General features: G+C 61.5%; 14 protein-coding genes, 1 tRNA gene and 1 pseudogene. 6 read left to right on the forward strand and 10 right to left on the reverse strand.

Annotated features, from left to right (window positions below; all coding sequences use genetic code 11):
* Positions 1–355: 355 nt before the first annotated feature.
* The 3 genes from murB to ACNA0J_RS09025 all read right to left on the reverse strand — a co-directional run bounded on the left by murB (position 356) and on the right by ACNA0J_RS09025 (position 3788).
* On the reverse strand, positions 356–1444 hold the full coding sequence (murB, locus tag ACNA0J_RS09015; RefSeq protein ID WP_415818605.1) for a UDP-N-acetylmuramate dehydrogenase: 1089 nt from the start codon (positions 1442–1444) through the stop codon (positions 356–358).
* 38 nt (positions 1445–1482) lie between these two features.
* A partial coding sequence (locus tag ACNA0J_RS09020; RefSeq protein ID WP_415818607.1) for a YbdD/YjiX family protein occupies positions 1483–1665 on the reverse strand: 183 nt, incomplete at its 5' end.
* A 41-nt stretch (positions 1666–1706) separates the two neighbouring features.
* A complete protein-coding gene (locus ACNA0J_RS09025; protein WP_415818609.1) occupies positions 1707–3788 on the reverse strand; it encodes a carbon starvation CstA family protein in 2082 nt (693 codons plus the stop codon).
* A 307-nt stretch (positions 3789–4095) separates the two neighbouring features.
* On the opposite strand from ACNA0J_RS09025, the gene ACNA0J_RS09030 reads away from it, so the two are divergent.
* From ACNA0J_RS09030 to ACNA0J_RS09050, 5 genes and pseudogenes are all read left to right on the forward strand, one after another.
* Positions 4096–5520: a cache domain-containing protein gene (locus ACNA0J_RS09030; RefSeq protein ID WP_415818611.1), complete on the forward strand. Its 1425-nt coding sequence runs from the start codon at positions 4096–4098 to the stop codon at positions 5518–5520.
* A 1-nt stretch (position 5521) separates the two neighbouring features.
* Positions 5522–6193, forward strand: coding sequence for a response regulator (locus ACNA0J_RS09035; RefSeq protein WP_415818613.1), 672 nt, complete (start codon positions 5522–5524; stop codon positions 6191–6193).
* A gap of 123 nt (positions 6194–6316) precedes the next feature.
* Positions 6317–6392, forward strand: a tRNA-Gly gene (locus ACNA0J_RS09040).
* A 227-nt stretch (positions 6393–6619) separates the two neighbouring features.
* Positions 6620–8554, forward strand: coding sequence for a tyrosine-type recombinase/integrase (locus ACNA0J_RS09045; RefSeq protein WP_415818756.1), 1935 nt, complete (start codon positions 6620–6622; stop codon positions 8552–8554).
* Between the two features lie 243 nt (positions 8555–8797).
* A pseudogene (locus tag ACNA0J_RS09050) lies at positions 8798–9142 on the forward strand (LysR substrate-binding domain-containing protein); the annotation flags it as partial.
* A gap of 160 nt (positions 9143–9302) precedes the next feature.
* Here the strand turns inward: ACNA0J_RS09050 and ACNA0J_RS09055 are convergent.
* The 6 genes from ACNA0J_RS09055 to ACNA0J_RS09080 all read right to left on the reverse strand — a co-directional run bounded on the left by ACNA0J_RS09055 (position 9303) and on the right by ACNA0J_RS09080 (position 17723).
* Positions 9303–12422, reverse strand: a complete 3120-nt coding sequence (locus ACNA0J_RS09055; protein ID WP_016445091.1) for an efflux RND transporter permease subunit — start codon at positions 12420–12422, stop codon at positions 9303–9305.
* The gene (locus ACNA0J_RS09060) at positions 12419–13930 is read right to left on the reverse strand and encodes an efflux RND transporter periplasmic adaptor subunit (protein ID WP_013391832.1); all 1512 of its coding nucleotides are present in this window, start codon (positions 13928–13930) and stop codon (positions 12419–12421) included. Before ACNA0J_RS09060 ends, ACNA0J_RS09055 begins: the two co-directional genes overlap by 4 nt.
* Before the next feature lie 15 nt (positions 13931–13945).
* Positions 13946–15181: a TolC family protein gene (locus ACNA0J_RS09065; RefSeq protein WP_013391831.1), complete on the reverse strand. Its 1236-nt coding sequence runs from the start codon at positions 15179–15181 to the stop codon at positions 13946–13948.
* Positions 15182–15353: 172 nt separating this feature from the next.
* Positions 15354–16322, reverse strand: coding sequence for an IS5 family transposase (locus tag ACNA0J_RS09070; protein WP_016445093.1), 969 nt, complete (start codon positions 16320–16322; stop codon positions 15354–15356).
* A 161-nt stretch (positions 16323–16483) separates the two neighbouring features.
* The gene (locus tag ACNA0J_RS09075; RefSeq protein WP_006226245.1) at positions 16484–16795 is read right to left on the reverse strand and encodes a hypothetical protein; all 312 of its coding nucleotides are present in this window, start codon (positions 16793–16795) and stop codon (positions 16484–16486) included.
* Between the two features lie 286 nt (positions 16796–17081).
* Positions 17082–17723 (reverse strand): LysR substrate-binding domain-containing protein, encoded by a 642-nt coding sequence (locus tag ACNA0J_RS09080; protein WP_013391828.1) that lies wholly within the window; start codon positions 17721–17723, stop codon positions 17082–17084.
* A gap of 107 nt (positions 17724–17830) precedes the next feature.
* Here ACNA0J_RS09080 and ACNA0J_RS09085 point away from each other — a divergent pair, with 107 nt between their 5' ends.
* Entirely contained in the window at positions 17831–18136 is a 306-nt protein-coding gene (locus ACNA0J_RS09085; protein ID WP_013391827.1) for a helix-turn-helix domain-containing protein, read from the forward strand.
* 4 nt (positions 18137–18140) lie between these two features.
* On the opposite strand, the gene ACNA0J_RS09090 is transcribed toward ACNA0J_RS09085, so the two are convergent.
* Positions 18141–19031, reverse strand: a complete 891-nt coding sequence (locus ACNA0J_RS09090; RefSeq protein ID WP_013391826.1) for a LysR family transcriptional regulator — start codon at positions 19029–19031, stop codon at positions 18141–18143.
* Between the last annotated feature and the right edge of the window lie 162 nt (positions 19032–19193).

A 19193-nucleotide genomic window follows, 5' to 3' on the forward strand; every position in this document is an offset into this window, starting at 1 on the left:
GCGCTCCTTCGGTTTCCCTCGCTCGACGCCGAGGCGCCCCAACGCGGCCACTGCCCCGCATCAACTCGCAATGTCTCCAGCTCGCGGCATCGCTGGGACGAGTTTCTTGCTTGGGCTTCGTAGGGCCGGTCTTTGTTAAAAAGAAGATCTTGCAGGGCCGNGNNCTGTCGGCGCCTACGGGCGCGCCGACAGATCGCATTCGAGCTTGACTTGCGAGAGAGTCAGGTGTGCTGGAACGGTCCGGGTATGAGGAGCGCCCGCGCTTGATGTGATCGGAACTCTTGCGACCTTGCCAACGCTGTCCGGACGCTTTAAGCGATTCGGAAGGGCCGTCGAAGGCTTACGGCCTTATTGCTTATGATTGCCAGACGACGGGCTCGGGTTCTAGCTCGATGTGATAACGCACTGAAACGTCGTGCTGGATTGCTGCGGCTAATGCCATGATGTCGGCGGCAGTGGCGCTGCCTTTGTTGACTAGGACCAAGGCTTGCCTGTCATGCACGCCTGCGGCGCCAAGTTGCTTGCCTTTCCATCCACATTGATCGATCAGCCAACCTGCGGCGAGTTTGTAGCGTCCGTCGGGCTGTGGGTAGGACACGAGGCCTGGGTGCTGCGCCTGCAAGGCATCGCGAACGGTGGCGTCGACGAGCGGATTTTTGAAGAAACTGCCTGCGTTGCCGATGACGGCGGGGTCAGGGAGTTTTTGGCGGCGAATATCGCAAACTGCGTCGAAGATGTCGCGCGCGGTCGGTGCGCTGGACGCGTGTGTGCCAGGAATCGCAGAGGCGCCGGCACCACCAGACAGTCCAAAATAACGCTGCAAATCCGGATATTCGAGCACGGCCTGCCAGGGGCGTGGCAGCGCGAAGCGCACCGCGACGATGATCCACTCGCCGGGCTCGCTGTGTTTGAAAATGCTATCTCGATAGGCAAACTGACAGTCCGCCGCGGCCATCTCTATCAAACGGCGCTGACGGACGTTCCATGCTGTCAGCCCCAGGAAACGATCCGCCAACTCGACGCCATAGGCGCCGATGTTCTGTACCGGTGCGGCACCCACTGTGCCTGGAATCAATGCCAGGTTTTCGAGTCCATCCCAGCCCTGTTCCACACAGGTAGTCACGAAACCATGCCAGCTCTCGCCGGCCCCTGCCTCGATGATCCAGGCCTCTGGCCGCGCCTCGATCAGGCGCACACCGGTCACGGCGACATGGGCGACCAGGCTCTCGATCCGCGCAGGCAACACCATATTGCTGCCGCCGCCCAAGACCAACAAACGGGAATACTGATCTGCCAGATCAGACAAGGCATTCAATTGATCCACGGAACGCAAAGTCACAAAGGCGTCCGCCCAAGCAGACAAACCCAGCGTATTGAGTTGGGTAAGATCCTGACGCGCGGGCGTTAACGTGGCGGTGGACGACGCCTGGGGAAAATCCGGCATGAATACAAGAGAAAGCTAAAACCTGGGGCGCTCACATGTTAACAGCAGCCCAGACGCTTTTTGCCGCCATAGCGAGCATCCTGACGCTCTCGGAAAAACTCCTCGTAGGTCATCGGCGTTTGGTCGGGGTGCGTACGCCGCATATGTGCGACGTAGTTTTCATAGTCGGGCACCCCGACCATCAAGCGCAATGTCTGGCCCAGGTAGCGACCGGCTTTGCCNGCGGCGCCCAAATTGGTGAACATATGGCGCCCTCCGTCGATCAATGTCCGCCAGCCGCCGCGGGCAGCGGCTCGTACGGCGTTTCGCGGGATGTGGCCGCGCCTTTGGCACGGGCTTGCAGTACGGAACGAATGCCAAACATCACGATGCTCAGTACGACGAACATAAAGATGCCGCACAGCGCCGCATCCACGTAGTCGTTGAATACAACACGGCTCATTTCAGCGAGGTCCTTGGCCGGGGCCAGGACTTGGCCTTGTGCAATGGCTGCGTTGTACTTTGCCGCGTGCGCGAGGAAGCTCACTCTGGGATCGGCATCAAACATTTTCTGCCAGCCGGCGGTCAAGGTGCACGCCAACAACCACAACGTCGGCACCACCGTCACCCATGCATAGCGATCGCGCTTCATCTTGAACAGCACCACCGTACCCAGCGTCAATGCAATCGCCGCCAGCATCTGGTTGGCAATGCCAAACAACGGCCATAGCGTATTGATGCCGCCAAGCGGATCGACCACCCCCTGGTACAGGAAATAACCCCAGGCCGCTACGCATAGACCTGTCGCGATCAGACTGGCGGGCAGCGACTCTGTACGCTTGAGCGACGGAGCAAATGTGCCCAACAGATCTTGCAACATGAAGCGGCCTGCACGCGTCCCTGCATCGACTGCAGTCAGAATAAATAATGCTTCAAACAGGATGGCAAAGTGATACCAGAATGCCATCATGGCCGGACCGCCGATGACCTGGTGCAAGATGTGCGCCATGCCTACAGCCAGAGTCGGCGCGCCACCTGCGCGCGAAATGATCGTGCTTTCGCCGACGTCTTTCGCCGTCTGAATCAAATCGGCAGGCGTGACCACGAAGCCCCAGCTCGACACTACCTGTGCGACATGCTCAGGCGTGGTGCCGATCACAGCAGCAGGGCTATTCATCGCGTAGTAGATGCCCGGTTCGATCACGCATGCGGCCACCAGGGCCATGATGGCGACGAACGACTCCATCAGCATGCCGCCATAGCCAATATAGCGAGCCTGCGTTTCGTTTTCGATCAGCTTGGGCGTGGTGCCCGACGCGATCAGCGCGTGAAAACCCGATACCGCGCCGCAAGCAATCGTAATGAACAGGAACGGGAACAGATTGCCCGACCACACCGGACCGGTGCCGTCGACGAACTTCGTCAACGCAGGCATTTTCAATTCGGGAGCAACGATCAGAATACCGATCGCCAGCCCGGCAATCGTGCCGATTTTGAGGAACGTCGACAAGTAATCGCGCGGCGCCAGCAGCAACCATACCGGCAGCACCGAAGCCACAAAACCGTAGCCGATGAGAATCCAGGTGAGGCCCTTGCCATCAAAATCGAACCACGCAGACAAGGTGGGATGCGCTGCCACGTCTTGCCCGAACACAATGGCGGCCATCAACAGCACAAAACCGATGATCGATACCTCGCCGATCCGGCCCGGACGCAAATAGCGCAAATACACGCCCATGAACAAGGCAATGGGAATGGTCGCGGCTACCGTAAACGTGCCCCAAGGCGAATGCGTGAGGGCCTTTACCACGATCAATGCCAAGACGGCCAGGATGATGACCATGATCATGAACGCGCCAAACAGTGCAATCACACCCGGCACCGTGCCCAGCTCGGCCTTGACCAGATCTCCCAGAGACCGGCCATCACGCCGCGTCGAGATGAACAGCACGATGAAGTCCTGCACCGCGCCGGCAAACACCACACCAGCCAGCAGCCACAGCACGCCCGGCAAGTATCCCATTTGCGCCGCCAACACAGGCCCGACCAATGGCCCCGCACCAGCAATCGCGGCAAAGTGGTGGCCAAACAGCACATGTTTGTTGGTGGGCACAAAATCGAGCCCGTCGTTGTATTTCCACGCCGGCGTCATGCGGGTGGCGTCCAGCTGCAACACCTTGGTCGCGATGAAGCGGCTGTAATAACGATAAGCGATCAGATACACACAGACGGCTGCGATCACGATCCACAGCGCGTTGATGGTTTCGCCACGGGAAAGCGCCACCGTACCGAGCGCAAACGCGCCCAGCACAGCAATCGCCAGCCAGACCAGGTGGTTCCCCAGTCCTCTACTGCTGGTATGCATAAACTATGCTCCTCTTAGCCTTCCACCTGGATAAAGCGCGGCCATGCCGATGTCTTGCGGGTGGGCAGACTCGTTGTTGTCTGGCGGCCGGCGGATACGCCAGCCATGCGCCCCTTTCAGCGCAGGCCGTAGTATTTCGATTACCCTGCCCCTCAACAAGCGAGAAACTACGTAAATTAACTACGTACTATTACTTATCGCATCGCAACAATCATTAGACAAACACTTAAAATGCACATGAAAATTCCCCGCTAAACAAGGAGTTGCGGACGTCCCGCACCGCATCAATGGCGTTTTTTGCCAATCTATGAAACTCCGTCTGAAAATCCTGCTCTTGGCCGTTGTTCCCTTGCTTATTGCCGTCGCCGCCATCTCCGTTGCGGTTTATGTGCAGGGGATGCAGCTCGCCCAACGTGAAAAGCAAGTCGTAGAACAAGCCTGGCTATCCAGCAAAGAAAGCGAACTGCGCCACTATGTCAGCCTCGCCTATAGCGCCGTCGCGCCGCTGCAGAGCGCGGGCGACGATCCGGCCACGCAGGCGCGCGCCCTGGCCTTGCTGGAGCAGATGGAGTTTGGCCATGATGGTTATTTCTTCATCTACGATCTGCACGGTAAAAACCTGATGCACCCGCGCCAGCCCGAGCTCGTGGGGCAGAGCCTTTGGGACCTGCGCGATACGCGAGGCCAACCCGTTATTCAAAACCTGCTGGCCGCTGCCCGCCACGGCGGCAACCATGGCCAGGCCGTCCGTTATCTTTGGGAAAAACCCTCCACCGGCCAGACGGTCGAGAAACTGGGTTACGTCGTGATCATGGAGCGTTGGGGCTGGATGCTGGGCACCGGCATCTACCTGGACGACGTCGAACAAACCCTGGCCCATATCGACGCTGCCGCCCAAGCCAATATCCGCAATATGTTTGCCTGGGTGGGCGGTATCGTAGCCGCCGCCATCCTGGGCGTGACGGCCTGCGGCCTCGCGCTGAACATCAGCGACCACCGCCAATCCGACGCCAAGCTGCAACTCATGGCGCGGCGCGTCGTACATTCACAAGAAGACGAGCGCGCCCGCCTATCCCGGGAACTGCACGACGGCATCAGCCAGATCCTGGTGTCGATCAAACTGTCACTCGAGGCGGCTCGAGAACGCCTGCAAACACAAACGGGTGACCCTCACACGCTGGCCCTGATCGACCGCCCCCTGTCCGGCGCGCTCGACCGGCTGAACACGGCCGTGGGCGAGGTCCGGCGGATTTCTCACAATCTGCGCCCGACTGTGCTCGACGATCTGGGGCTGCCCGCTGCGTTAGAACACCTGGGCCGTGAATTTGCTGTTGCACATGAGGATGGCGCCCCGCCGTTAGCGGTCCGATTGCATACCACGGGTGACGTGCGTCCATTACCCGAGGCCCATGCCACCGCCCTGTTCCGCATCACACAAGAGGCCTTGACCAATGTCCTGCGGCACGCCCATGCCAGCCGCGCGGACATCACACTCGACTATGCCAAACGGGGCCTGAGCTTGACGATCGCGGATAATGGCGTAGGTTTTGATTATGCGAACGTGCAACAAGACCCACAACTCGGAATCGGTCTGCGCAACATGCGCGAACGCATGGCGGCATTGGCGGGTACGCTAACGTGCCACGCCGATGACCAAGGTACCCGCCTGCAAGCGTGGCTGCCGCTTCCGGCCACAGCGTTCATCCCCGACAGTGCGGACATAGCGACCTGACATGCCCAACACCTCCCCTACCATCCGCCTGTTGCTCATCGACGACCACCCTCTGGTACGCGACGGCCTGCGGCTGCGCCTGGAAACTGTGCCGGGTCTGCACGTCATCGGCGAGGCCGGACATGCACTGGCCGCGCTGGCGTTTCTGCAAGACTGCATGGCACAGGACCCGACGGGCGCAACCTTGCCCCACCTAGTGCTGATGGATCTGAACATGCCCGGTATGGGCGGCCTGTCGCTCATTGCGCAATTACACGAGCAATACCCGCAAATCGCCGTCCTCGTGCTGACGATGCACGACAACGGCGAGTACATCGTTCAGGCCGCCAAAGCCGGCGCACGAGGCTACCTGCTCAAACACGAGCCGGCCCAGGAAATCATCAACGCCATCCACGCCGTCATGAGCGGCCGCATGTACTTCAGTGCGGCAGCGGCGGTCAGTCTGTCTACCACCAGTTCGCCCGCCCTGCTGCTCACCCAGCGCGAGCGCGACGTACTGCGCCACATCGCCGACGGCCATGCAAACAAGCAAATTGCCCAGGCCTTGAATCTGTCCGTGCGCACAGTGGAAACCCATCGGCTGAATATCAAGCGCAAACTCAATATCGAGGGCCAGGCCGAACTGATCAAATATGCGGTGGAAACGTCGAAGTCGCTGAAACCTTTACCCTAGGCGACGTGGCGAACTGGAGGTTTCCGTGCGACATTTCACCAACTCGCACCAAGCGACTTGCGCGTCCCAAAAAAGCCATATAGAATCTCGTTTCTTCGCTGCTGACGCATAGTTTGCAGCCAAGCGGGAGTAGCTCAGTTGGTAGAGCGCAACCTTGCCAAGGTTGAGGTCGCGAGTTCGAGACTCGTCTCCCGCTCCAAGTTATGATCTACGGACTTCCACTGACGTCTGTAAGTCGTTGAAAAGAGGAGCTTCGGCTCCTTTTTTCATTCCAGCGAAAGCCACGGAAATCCACTGACAGCCAGCGTTTTTGAGGCCAAAAACAAGGCCAAAGAATGCGGGTGGTGCCGGTTCCGGGTTGTTGCTGGGGTTGGATCGGGATGACAAGCAGCATCGGGCCTAAGTCCAAGACTTAGGAGCTTGATGATGACACTCTCTGATCTGACCGTGCGGCAAGCCAAGGCCGCCGAGAAAACGTACAGCATCCCCGACACCGATGGCCTCGGCCTGGTGGTCGCCCCCACCGGCGGCAAGTCGTGGCATTTGCGCTATTACTGGCTCGGCAAGCAAAAGCGCATCTCCCTGGGGAACTACCCCGAGATCGGTTTGCGCGAAGCGCGCACCTTGCGCGACGAAGCCCGGGCGCTTCTGGCAAAGGGCATCAACCCCCATACCGATCGCAAACAGAAGCGACACGCGGTCAAGCTTGCGGCCGACTACACCTTCAAGGCCGTCTTCGATGCGTGGGTCGAGCATCGCCGCAAGGAAATCAAGGAGGGCAGGAACAGCACGCTGTCGCAGATCCTGCGGATCTTCAACAAGGACGTGCTGCCCAGCCTCAAGCAGATGTCGATCTACGACATTCGCCGGCCCCAACTCCTGGGCGTCCTGGCGAGGATCGAGGAGCGCAAGGCGTTCACCACTGCCGAGAAGGTCCGCACCTGGCTGGGGCAGTTGTTCCGCTATGCCCTCGTCATCGTGGAGGGGCTGGAAGCCAATCCGGCCTCCGACCTGGACGTGGTGGCCGAGCCCAAGCCCCCGGTGAACCACAACCCCTACCTGCATCTTCGGGAGCTTCCCGAGTTCCTGCACAAGCTCAGGCTCTACAACCCTCGTGGTTGGCAGACCCAACTCGGCATCCGGCTGCTGTTCCTGACCGGCGTGCGTACCGGCGAGCTGCGGCTGGCGACCCCGGACCAGTTCGATCTCGACCGTGGCCTGTGGATCATCCCGCCGCAGATTGTCAAACAACTCCAGGACGAGATGCGCAAGGCCGGCAAGCGCCCGCAGGACGTTCCGCCCTACATCGTGCCGTTGTCCGTGCAGGCCATCGAGATCGTGCGCTACCTGTTGGGTGTGATGAAGCCGGCCCAGGTCCATCTGCTCACGCACCGCAGCGAACTCAAGAAGCGCATCAGCGAGAACACCCTCAACGCGGCCTTGAAACGAATGGGCTACGAGGATCAACTGACCGGGCACGGCATCCGCGGAACCATCTCGACGGCGCTCAACGAGATCGGCTATCCCAAGATTTGGGTGGACGCGCAGCTTTCGCACTCGGACCCGAACAAGGTGAGTTCGGCCTACAACCACGCCAAGTATGTTGAGCCGCGCCGTCGGATGATGCAGGACTGGGCGGATCGCCTCGACTTACTCGAACAGGGCCAGGTCGAAGCGGCCAGCGCCCACCTCACCATCCATATCGAGGGCGTGCCAGCCATCGCAGGGGAGGACAACCCCGACGCCATCGTTGCAGGCACTTCTGCGGCTTCGGCTCCGCCCGTGGTGGTCACCCCCATTGTCGTGACGCCAAACGACGCGGGAATCACCTTCCAGCGGCTGTCGCAGGTGCCACCGCCCCCGACGCGTGCGCCGGCGCCGGAAGTATCCGCCATCCAGCGCGAGCGCGAGGAAATGCTCGCCATCTACGAATCGCCGAGCAGTTTGCCGGTTCCGCTGTTCGGTAAGCTGGCCGGAAAGTCCAAGGACCAGATAAACCGCGAGCTGAAGGCGGGCAAACTGCTGTCCATCAGCTTGGGCAATCGCGGGCAACGTGTGCCCGACTGGCAACTGGTGCCGCTCAAGCACAAACTGGCCCAGGTGCTCATGAACCAGTGTCCGCACGCGGATTCGTGGGACTTGTACCGGATGCTGACCCGCGTACACCCGGATCTGGGTGATCGCGCGGCCATCGACATCGTGACACCCGGAAATTTGGGCATGGTCGTGCGGGTCATCGCGGGCACCCAGCAGCAGCCAAACAGGCCCGGACCTGATTCGTCTGCGCAAGGTATTCCAGAGGAGATTCGCCAGCGCATTCAACGGTTGCTAAATGATGCGGCAATGCTCGAAAGTGCCTGACGCTGGCCGACGGCCAAAGATGGATGCTTTGGCCGTCGGAAGTGAGCTACAGGATGCGGGCCTTTGCAGTCCGCAGCGCATACGGCGCGGCGCGATGAGGCGTGCGGCCATCCTGAAGGCCATAGCCTTCTGAGCGCCTACAACCGGACTGAGTCAGCCCCTACGTCGTCCCAGAATGTAGTGGTCGTATTAGTGAGCGCGCCGCAGTAATTACCGAGAAGTAATGGGGTAAGGCATCGGGACTGCATCACTGGTCCTCGGGGACGGCAGAGACCCACTTGGTTGCTCCGCGTATCGGACCAGCGCGTACGTCGGCAGGAAATCTATCCGCGCCATGAATTCAGTGATGGTGAAGCAATGTTGGCGGCGGGTCTGGCCGGCTGCGGCATCATGCAGATGCCGACATGGCTGGTGGCCGAAGATATACGGCAGGGGCGCTTGATCCCCTTGCTGCCGGACTGGGCAGGTGGTGAGATGCCTATCCATGCAGTGTGGCCGCAATCGCGTTACCTGCAGCCCAAGGTTCGGGCTGTCATAGAAATGCTGACGATTCTGTCTGAACGGCCGGGGTCAGGTTTTGTTCCCTGATATGGCTCGTCACTGCCAAGCGGTTAGTCGTGCCTCCGCGCCTTCGGCCAGTTCTTACGCCGGCTAAAGCGCATGTGTCGAATGGTTATTCGCTCGGGTGCCGATAGGCCGCACCGGAAACGGCAGGGCCTTGGTTATGAGACCCTGCCGCGTTGCAACGTTAGCGCGGCTTACGCATCAGCATGTAGGCAGCCGGAATCACGAAGAGCGACAGCAACGGAGCGGTCACCATCCCTCCAAGCATCGGGGCTGCGATGCGGCTCATGACCTCCGAGCCCGTACCGCTGCTCCAGACAATGGGTACCAGGCCCGCCAGGATGACGGCGACGGTCATCGCCTTGGGCCGCACGCGCAGCACGGCACCCTCCCGGATCGCATCGAGCAGTTCTTCTCGCGTCGGGTCGCGTCCATCGGGGCAACGTTCCGCCAAGGCCTGCTTCAGATAGATGAGCATCACCACGCCGAACTCCGCCGCCACACCTGCCAGCGCGATGAATCCCACGCCGGTGGCGATGGACAGGTTGTAGTTCAGCAGGTACAGGAACCAGATGCCCCCCGTGAGCGCGAAGGGCAAGGTCGCCATGATCAAGCCCGCTTCGTCCACACGCGCGAAGGTCAGGTACAACAGAACGAAGATGATCAACAGGGTGGCAGGCACCACAACCTTCAGGCGTGCATTGGCCCGCTCCATGTATTCGAACTGCCCGGAGTAGGTGATGCTCACACCCGGCTCCAGCTTGACCTGCTGCCCGATGGCATCGCGCAGTTCGTTGGCCACCGAGGCTAGATCACGGCCGCGCACATCGACATAGACCCAACCGGAGGGCCGTGCGTTCTCGCTCTTGAGCATGGGCGGCCCATCGGTGATCGCGATGCGTGCCACGGTCCCCAACGTGATCTGCTGACCCATCGGCGTGAAGATGGGTAGTTCTGCCAGCCGTTGTGGTGAATCACGCCATTCTCGCGCGTAGCGCAGATTGATCGGAAAGCGGGCAAGCCCCTCGACCGTTTCCGAGACGTTTTCGCCACCCACCGCGCCGGCGATGACGGCCTGGACATCGGCGATGTTCAGGCCGTAGCGACCGGCGGCTACGCGGTCGATCTGAACATCCACGTAGCGCCCGCCCGTCAAGCGCTCCGCGAGGGATGACGTCACGCCGGGAATGCCCTTGGCGACCTGCTCGACCTCTGCAGCGATGCGATCGATCACGCCCAGGTCGTTGCCGGTCACCTTCACCCCGATCGGGCTCTTGATGCCGGTAGCCAGCATGTCGATGCGATTGCGGATAGGGGGAATCCAGATATTGGACAGGCCCGGGATCTTCACGGCACGATCCAGCTCTTCCACGAGCTTCTCGGGCGTCATGCCTGGACGCCATTGTTCCCTGGGCTTGAGCTTCACCGTGGTCTCGAACATCTCAAGGGGCGCCGGATCGGTCGCAGTTTCGGCCCGTCCTGCCTTGCCGAACACCTTGTCCACTTCAGGTACGGTCTTGATCATGCGGTTGCTCAGCTGCAGCAACTCCGTGGCGCGCTGCGCCGAGAGTCCCGGCAGGGCCGAGGGCATGTAGAGCAGGTCCCCTTCGTCCAACCTCGGCAGAAACTCACCGCCGAGCCGCGCCAAGGGCCAGGCCGTGGTCGCCAAGGCCAGCACGGCGATCAGCAGCGTCGCCTTAGGCCGGCGCAGTACCCACTCCAGTGCTGGCCGGTAGGCTGCAATCAGGATGCGGGTGATGGGGTTCTTCTGCTCATCCGGGATACGCCCGCGAATCCAGTAGCCCATGAGTACGGGAATCAGCGTCACTGACAGCCCTGCGGCCGCGGCCATCGCGTAGGTCTTGGTGAACGCCAGCGGGCCGAACAGCCGGCCTTCCTGCGCTTCTAGGGTGAAGACCGGGATGAACGAGAGCGTGATGATGAGCAGCGAGAAGAAGAGCGCAGGACCGACTTCCTCTGCGGCCTGTGTGATCACGTCCCACCGTTCCTTGCCCTGCAGTCGTTGATCCGGGTGCGCGTGCTGCCAAGCCTCCAGCTTCTTGTGGGCGTTCTCGATCATCACCACCGCTGCATCCACCATCGCCCCCACGGCGATGGCAATCCCCCCCAGCGACATGATGTTGGCGTTGATGCCCTGGTAGCGCATGACCAGGAACGCCGTCATCACGCCCAGAGGTAGCGAGATGATGGCCACCAGCGCAGAACGAAGATGCCAAAGGAACAGTGCGCAGACCAGCGCCACCACCAGAAACTCTTCGCCCAGCTTGGTCGTGAGATTGCGAATGGCCCGCTCGATCAGCGCGCTGCGGTCGTAGCTGGTGACGATCTCGACGCCCGGCGGCAGGCTGCCCTGCAGCTCCGCGAGCTTGGCCTTGACGGCAGCGATCGTCTCCTGGGCATTCTTGCCGGAGCGCAGCACCACCACGCCGCCGGCGACCTCGCCTTCTCCGTCGAGTTCGGCAATGCCACGCCGCATCTCCGGGCCTATCTGGAGCGTCGCCACATCCCCCAGCCGCACCGGCACACCGCCGCGTGCCGTCAAGGGGATCTCCCGGAACTCGTCCAGGGTCTTGAGGTATCCGCTCGCGCGGACCATGTACTCCGCGCCTGACAATTCCAGGACGGAGCCGCCGGTCTCCTGGTTGGCCCCCATCAGGGCATCGCGGACTTGAGCCTGACTGAGGCCATAGGACGCCAACTTGATCGGGTCGAGCACGACCTGGTACTGCTTGACCATGCCCCCCACCGATGCCACTTCGGCCACGTTGGGCAGGCTCTTGAGTTCGAACTTCAGGAACCAGTCCTGCAACGCACGCAGTTGCGCCAGATCGTTCTTGCCCGTGCGATCCACGAGCGCGTACTGGAAGATCCAGCCGACGCCTGTGGCGTCCGGACCCAGGGCCGGCTTCGCCGTGGCGGGCAATCGGCCCTGGACCTGGTTCAGGTATTCCAGTACCCGTGAGCGGGCCCAGTACAGGTCGGTTCCGTCCTCGAACAAGACATAGACGAACGAGTCGCCAAAGAACGAGAAGCCGCGCACGGTCTTGGCCCCTGGCACCGACAGCATGGTGGTGGCCAACGGGTAGGTGACCTGGTTCTCGACGATCTGCGGCGCCTGTCCTGGGTAGTTGGTGCGAATGATGACCTGCACGTCTGACAAGTCCGGCAGCGCATCCACGGGCGTGCTGCGAACGCCCCACACGCCCCATGCCGTGAGCATGGCGGTGGCCAGCAGCACCAGGAAGCGATTGGCCACCGACCATCGAATCAGTTTGGCGATCATGGCTGCACCTTTTCGATGGCGGTGATCACGTAGTCCTCACCTTGCTTGGAGAAGGTGAATCGCACCTGCTGCCGAACCGAAAGACCCGCGGCGAGCTGCGGGCTGCTCAGCTTGAAGCCCATGGTCATGGCCGGCCATTGGAGGGCTGGCACGGCCTCGTGCGCCAGCGTCAGCTCGGTGGGCGACATCTCCTCGATCACGCCGCGCACCACGAAAGCGTTGGTGGCCGCGGCCGGTGGCGACGAGGTGCCGTGCCCGTTGTGCGGCGATGCAGGCGCGGACGCCGCGGCACCTGCAGGCAGCACGCCCCGCAGGCTGGCTTCCGAATCGATCAGGAACTGCGCCGAGGCCACCACCTGCTGTCCCGCCGCGAGCCCGCCGTTGACCACCAGTTGATCGCCTACCTCCGCGCCCACCTGGACCTCCACGGGATGGAACTTGCCGGGTCCATCGACCACATAGGCCAGTGCGCGCTTGCCGGTGCGGATGACCGCCTCGCTGGGAACAAGCAGCGCGGGCTGTTCGTTGCCTTTGAGCGCGATCTGGCCGGACATGCCGGCCTTCAGGCGCTGGCCGGGATTGGCCATTTCAAGCCGCACTCGCACCGTACGGGTGTCGCGGTTGGCTTCGGGCAGGATGCTCACGATGCGCGCCTGGAGCACTTCACCGGGAAACGCCGCCAGCCGGACCTGCGCCGTTTGGCCGACCTGCAATGGCCCGCTTTGTGCTTCGGGGACAGCCGCTTCGATCCACACCGTGGCCAAGCCATTCACCCGGGCCAGGCTTTCCCCGGCGGAAACCGTCATGCCCTGACGCACCATCAGTTCGGCCACCAAGCCGCCTTGAGGTGTTGTGACCGTGTACAGCCCCTTGGGCTCGCCTGTGCGCTCCACCTGGGCGATCAGGGCTTGCGGCATGCCGAGCAGCAGCAGCCGTTGGCGGGCAGCTGCGGTCAACGGTGCGTCGCCCATCGCGCGAACCGAGAGAAACTCGCGCTGTGCGGCGATCCACTCCGGCAGCAATAGGTCAGGCAGCGGTGCCCCTGCTGCGATCACGTCGCCCGCAGCCCGTGCGTAGACACGCTCGACGAAGCCAGCGGTCCGCGCCTGCACGATGCTGACGTCGCGGTCGTTGAGCAGCACGGTGCCCACGACGTTCACATCTGCGCCGATCTTGCCTTGCACGACTTCGGTTGTACGCAGGCCCAGGGCTTGCACCGCTTGCGCCGACACGCTCAGGCCCGTGCTGTCCTGAGTGTCTTCATCTGCGTACTTCGGCATCAACGCCATGTCCATGTAGGGCGATTTGCCGGGCTTGTCGAACTTCTGGGCCGGCACCATCGGGTCGTACCAATACAGCACCTTGCGCTCGGTCGGAGCACTTGCAATGGTGGCAGCGGGGGAGCCGCTGAGGTGGCCGGCGCGCCATTGGGCGACGCTCCATCCAACGGCAATACCGGCAGCAATCAGCGTCAAGCCGGCAAGGATGTTTCTCGAAGAGGTGTTCATGGCGAGGGTCTCCACTCAGTCCGCGATCAGGCTGTTCAGTCGGGCGACGAGGCTGTCGCGCTGCGCTCCGAGGTCGATCAGACGCATGCGCGTCTCCAGTACCTGGGCGCGTGCACTGAGCACAGCGCTCAGGTCCCCCTTGGCGGATCGGTAGTTGCTCAACGCAAGCGCCGCTCGGTTCCGTACCAGCTGCAAGCCTGCGGTCTGCAGGCGGTCGATCTGGCTGTTCAACGCTTGGAGTTCGGCGGCGCTGTCGTCCAGCTCCTGCAAATGACGCCGCGCCACGTCTTCGCGTTCGGCGTCCAGACGCTCCAACTCGTGCCGTTTTGCCTCGATCATGGGCACTTGGCGTCGATCCTTCTGCCATGGCAGATCGAATGTCACCTGGAATGACACCATGTCGCCCCATCGGCGATCCCGCCGGCTATAGGCAATCTCCCAGGCCCAATCGCCGCGGGTCTCTGATTGGGCTTCGCGGGACTCGGCCCGGGCCATGCTTTGCATCGCCGGATAGAGTTCAAGCTCCGCGTGATTCGCCAGTTCTGTGCGCAGTTGCGCGACGGGGTGAGTGAGCGGGCCTGGATCGCCTTGCAGTGCTTCGTCGGCCCTGGAGCCCACCCAGCGCCGCAATGCGGCCCTGGCCTTGGCCCGGTCCCGCTGTAGATCGTCACGGCGGTCCGTGAGTGTCAGCGCCTCCTGTTGCGCGACCAACAGGTCGCCAGTCTGGGCCGTGCCGCCGGCGACGCGAGCGGGGAGACTGTCTTGCAGGCGCTGGTTCTCCGCGAGCAGTTCCGTCAGCAGTATCTCCCGTTGCTCCACCGCCTGCGCGGCGATCCACGCCAGGCTGAGTTCCTGGCGGATCTGCAATCGCTGCAAAACCAGCGCCGCGCGCTCTCGATCCACACGCGCCTGCGCACTGGCGACCTGGGCGTCGCGCTTGGCCCTGTTGGGCACTTCCTGCATGAGCGCCAGGCGCTGCATCGTCATGGATTCGCGCGTCATGCTCCAGCGATCCATGCCGCTGATGGGATAGTTTTCGATGCCGAGCGAGAGCTTGGGGTCGGGCAGCGAGCCTGCTGCCTTCTGCACGGATTCGGCGACGTTGACCTGCAACTGCTGCGCGCTTATGCGCGGGCTCTGCTGCTCCGCGATAAGGCGTGCCTCAGCAAAATCGAGGGCGTAGGCCACAGGCGAAACAAGCGCACTGCCTGCCAACGCGATGCTGATAGCTTTCAGACGATGCAATCGCATCGAGGCCGGCGTTGTGCCTCGGCCGTACGCTGACGGGCGCCCCTCGGGAAGGTCTGATCAAAGCGCTCTGATGCTTGGATTTCAGCGTCAAGGCGCCAAGTCGACCTCGATATGATGGATTTTGCGCCGTTTCTGACGCTTTTCGACGGCTTTCCCCGTCCAACAGACGGATTTACCCCGTCGGCAGCAACAGACGTCGCCGCGCCATCCACAGATTCGACAGCGCGAACAGCGTCAACACCTGCGCCGTGTTCTTCGCCAACCCGCGATAGCGCACCTTGGTGTAACCGAACTGCCGCTTCACCACTCGGAACGGATGCTCCACCTTCGCCCGCAGGCTGGCCTTGAAGTGCTCCCAGCGTTCGGCGTATTTGCGATCACGCTTGTTCTTCATCGCACGAAGCTTCGACGGCTTCTCCGCGATCCAGAACGCAGCCTCCACGCCTTGCAGCTCCTCGCGCTTGTCCGCGCCCGTGTAGCCGCTGTCGCCGCAGATTGTGTCTTCCTTGCCGTGCAGCAGCTTGTGCACCTGCGTCACGTCGTTGACGTTCGCCGCCGTGCACTCCACGTGGTGCACCAGGCCCGACTCCTCGTCCACGCCAATGTGCGCCTTCATCCCGAAGTGCCACTGGTTGCCCTTCTTCGTCTGGTGCATCTCCGGATCGCGCTTGCCGTCCCTGTTCTTGGTCGAACTCGGCGCCGCGATGATCGTGGCGTCCACGATCGTGCCGGCCTTCAAGCTCTGGCCCTTGCGCGCCAGGTGCGCGTTCACGCGCTCCAGGAGCTGCGGCGCCAGATCATGCGTCTCCAGCAGCCGGCGGAAGCTGAAGATCGTGGTCTCGTCCGGAATGTTGTCCAGCCCGCTGAGGCGGGCGAAGCGGCGCATCACCGCCGTGTCGTACAGCGCCTCTTCCATGGCCGGGTCACTGAGCGCGTACCACTGCTGCAGGAAGTGGATGCGCAGCATCGTCGCCAGCGCGTACGGCTGCCGGCCACGCTGGCCCATCTTCGGGTAGTGCGGTGCGATCAGCGCCAGCAATGCGTTCCACGGCACAACCTGCTCCATCTCCGCCAGGAAGATCTCGCGTCGCGTCTTCTTCCGCTTGCCCGTGTGTTCCGCGTCCCCGAAGCTCAGCTGCATCGTCGTCATCCGTCGAACCTTGCGCTATTGTCGCCGAGGAATTGTTCAGAGCATCCCTCGGGGGCGCCAAAAAAGGGAGTAAACATGGTTGTCCTCGGAATTGGTGTTCACGAAATCACGTGGTCTGCCGCATCGGTGCGCGGCGAGCACGGACACATAAATCAATTCCGCAGGACTTGGAACGTGAGGTAGATCGGCGGAAAGCCCGCGCGGGGATTGGGAGGAATGTAGGTAACGTGCCGCCTGAGGGCTACCCGGTCGAGAACCAACCCGGGCAGCGAGTTGGCGAGCCACATCACGTGCGCCGCGAGAAACTGAATGTCCAGCCCCTGCCATGAAAGCGCCGACTCCCGATCGCCACTGCAATGAGCGTGGCACAACTGTGGCGCTTCGCTGTCCATGGAATCAGGCATGCCGGTGCAATCCGACATTGGCAACTTGTCAGCCTGCTGCATCGAGATCGTGGCACGCATTTGCGTGGTTTCCACAGATGCCCTCGGGTCTGGCTTGGGACAGACGTACATCGCCATCGCAACCTGCGAGAAAAGCAAGGTTACGACTAGGCCGCTGGTAATCCAGCGGCTCCATCTTGCGAGAAGGCGCCTTAAGCCGATCATGTGGACATACTATTGGAAGTTGTGGGGAGTTGAATTGATCAAGGTCAGTTTCCAGGATGAATTGATGCGTCTGGACGGCGCCTTGGCCCGAACCGGCATCCACTGCAAATCCACCGGCAAGGGCGGGCACCGCACGTGGCTGTCATGCTTTACGCGCCTCGGCAACTCGCAAGGCTCTAAGCTCAAATCGATCAGCTACAAGATTCGTCTGTCCCGAGAGTCGCTGCAGGTGCGTAATGACCTCGTAGGGGCCATCGGCTATTGGACGCGTGCAGATTCCGCACTGGCTAGCGGTTTCGATGCGTGATCGCGAAGAAATCCCTACGCCATATCCAGCTGCGACCCAGAGCAACAACATCTCAAAAGAACTGACATGCTGGACATTCGGCCTTTCCGTTGATGACATGGAGGACAGGTACTGGTCCAGCGAAGGAGAATATTCGGCCTTCCATCGAAACACGGAGTGCTCCTTAAGTTCGTCTATTCTGATTGACTGCTGCCGGAGCAGTGGGTATCCCAGCGGCGTGGCAAGAGCTGTCGCCTCAAACCAAAGAGAAAGACTCTTCAGCGAAGAATCGCTCACCTGCTTCAGAGAAAGGCCGACGTCGAAGCGCCGTTTGTAGAGGCCTGTAATGAGATCGCTCGTCGTAACCTCATTAAATTCCATAAAAACTTCGGGCTCCTCCGCGCGCTGCAGGGCAAGCAATGCAGCTAGGTTCGAAGAGGCCACACCAGGCGCTATGGCGAGCCTGAGCTGTGGGCGTGGGCTGGTGGCGTCGTGCATGAGAGGCCCCAAGAAGCGATAAGACAAGGATGGAAAGTCTTCATGATAGCTAGTTTGAGTTAAACTTAACGTGGTTAAATTGTCGGGACTGTTCGACGCTTCCAAGGATGGAGAAGCGAACTGTCCGACGAGGCCGTCCCCCAGGCACTACCACTTTCGACGCCGAGCCAGCGTTGGCATTCGGAGCGGCCGTTCGTGTCGCCCGCCTGACGCAAGGTATTGCTCAGGAAGAACTGGCTGCGAAAGCAGGGATCGAGCGATCGCACATGGGCAAAATAGAGCGTGGGGAGCACATGCCCACTCTCGCTCTGATCTTAAGAATCGCCGCCGGACTCAAGCTTAGTGCTGCGGAACTCGTCAGCGCAGCCGAACGCAATCTTCGTGCTGCGGCGCACGATTCAGATGGGCATTGACGCTTTAGTCATCCGGAGGTCCTCGCAGACGTTCCATGAAGCGATCCAGCGAAACCGATGAGTTGCTGCTTTCTGGCCGAAGCAGATAGGTTGTGATTACCGCCGTGTCCTGCGCCAGAGGGCGAATCACCACGTCCGGCCTCTGGCTGATGGGAATCTTGGTCGCTGTCATGAAACCAATCCCATAGCCTGCGCCGACCAGCGTTAGCATCATGTCCAGCGACGACACTTCTTCGACAACGTTGAGCCTGTGTTCCAGAACCTGTAGCAGCCGATTTAGTTCTCGGCAGTAGCCTTCGCAGGCCAGTTTGTCGCACAGAACCAGTGGGTGACCCTGAAGTTCGTTGAGCGGAACTTGCTTGTGCGCAAGAAGCGAGTGCCGCGCTGGCACGGCGATCACAATCGGGTCTCGCCAGATCGGTTCAGCCACGATGCCTTCGCCAACATCCGCCGCGTGTGCAAATCCGATCGTGAAGTCGCCAGACCGTAGGCCCCGTATCTGCTCGGTCAGCGGTACCTCGGAGAGACGTATCTCGACCTCGGGCTCTTCCGCGCGGCAACGAGCTAGGAACGCCGATAGTCGTGGGTCCATCGCACCATCGGAAATTGCAATGCGCAGGCTGCCCCTCAGGCCCGCGGCAATGGCTCTGGCATTCTCACGCGCTTGCTCCAGGACAGTGAAGAGTCGGCGGGTGTCCTGCAAGAATGCCGCCCCCGCCACGGTCAGCCGTGTACCCCTGCGGTCGCGGTCAAACAGCGTGACCCCAAGCTCATCTTCCAATTCCTTGATCGCGCGAGACAAGGGGGGTTGCTCTATATGCAGCCTCTCGGCCGCCCGCGTGAAATGCAACTCCTCTGCCAAGACGACAAAGCATCGTAGATGACGCAACTCCATAAATCGGGCTCCTCGCAGGTTCTCATTCGCGCAAGATGTCCCGTGGACGAATCACGGTGGATGTGGAGGCTGGATCCATTCCAGGGAAGTTGATGCGCTTGACATCGCAAAAACTGGCATCTTGAGCGCTCGTGGTTGCTCGTGACGCGTCCCAATCGCGNG

Origin of the sequence: Bordetella tumbae (assembly GCF_965139195.1) — a bacterium.
Lineage (GTDB): Bacteria > Pseudomonadota > Gammaproteobacteria > Burkholderiales > Burkholderiaceae_B > Bordetella_A > Bordetella_A tumbae.

Coding starts and splice junctions, on each gene's coding strand:
- murB (WP_415818605.1), bottom strand. CDS start 1,444: ATGCCGGATTTTCCCCAGGCGTCGTCCACCGCCACGTTAACGCCCGCG.
- ACNA0J_RS09025 (WP_415818609.1), bottom strand. CDS start 3,788: ATGCATACCAGCAGTAGAGGACTGGGGAACCACCTGGTCTGGCTGGCG.
- ACNA0J_RS09030 (WP_415818611.1), top strand. CDS start 4,096: ATGAAACTCCGTCTGAAAATCCTGCTCTTGGCCGTTGTTCCCTTGCTT.
- ACNA0J_RS09035 (WP_415818613.1), top strand. CDS start 5,522: ATGCCCAACACCTCCCCTACCATCCGCCTGTTGCTCATCGACGACCAC.
- ACNA0J_RS09045 (WP_415818756.1), top strand. CDS start 6,620: ATGACACTCTCTGATCTGACCGTGCGGCAAGCCAAGGCCGCCGAGAAA.
- ACNA0J_RS09055 (WP_016445091.1), bottom strand. CDS start 12,422: ATGATCGCCAAACTGATTCGATGGTCGGTGGCCAATCGCTTCCTGGTG.
- ACNA0J_RS09060 (WP_013391832.1), bottom strand. CDS start 13,930: ATGAACACCTCTTCGAGAAACATCCTTGCCGGCTTGACGCTGATTGCT.
- ACNA0J_RS09065 (WP_013391831.1), bottom strand. CDS start 15,181: ATGCGATTGCATCGTCTGAAAGCTATCAGCATCGCGTTGGCAGGCAGT.
- ACNA0J_RS09070 (WP_016445093.1), bottom strand. CDS start 16,322: ATGCAGCTGAGCTTCGGGGACGCGGAACACACGGGCAAGCGGAAGAAG.
- ACNA0J_RS09075 (WP_006226245.1), bottom strand. CDS start 16,795: ATGCGTGCCACGATCTCGATGCAGCAGGCTGACAAGTTGCCAATGTCG.
- ACNA0J_RS09080 (WP_013391828.1), bottom strand. CDS start 17,723: ATGCACGACGCCACCAGCCCACGCCCACAGCTCAGGCTCGCCATAGCG.
- ACNA0J_RS09085 (WP_013391827.1), top strand. CDS start 17,831: ATGGAGAAGCGAACTGTCCGACGAGGCCGTCCCCCAGGCACTACCACT.
- ACNA0J_RS09090 (WP_013391826.1), bottom strand. CDS start 19,031: ATGGAGTTGCGTCATCTACGATGCTTTGTCGTCTTGGCAGAGGAGTTG.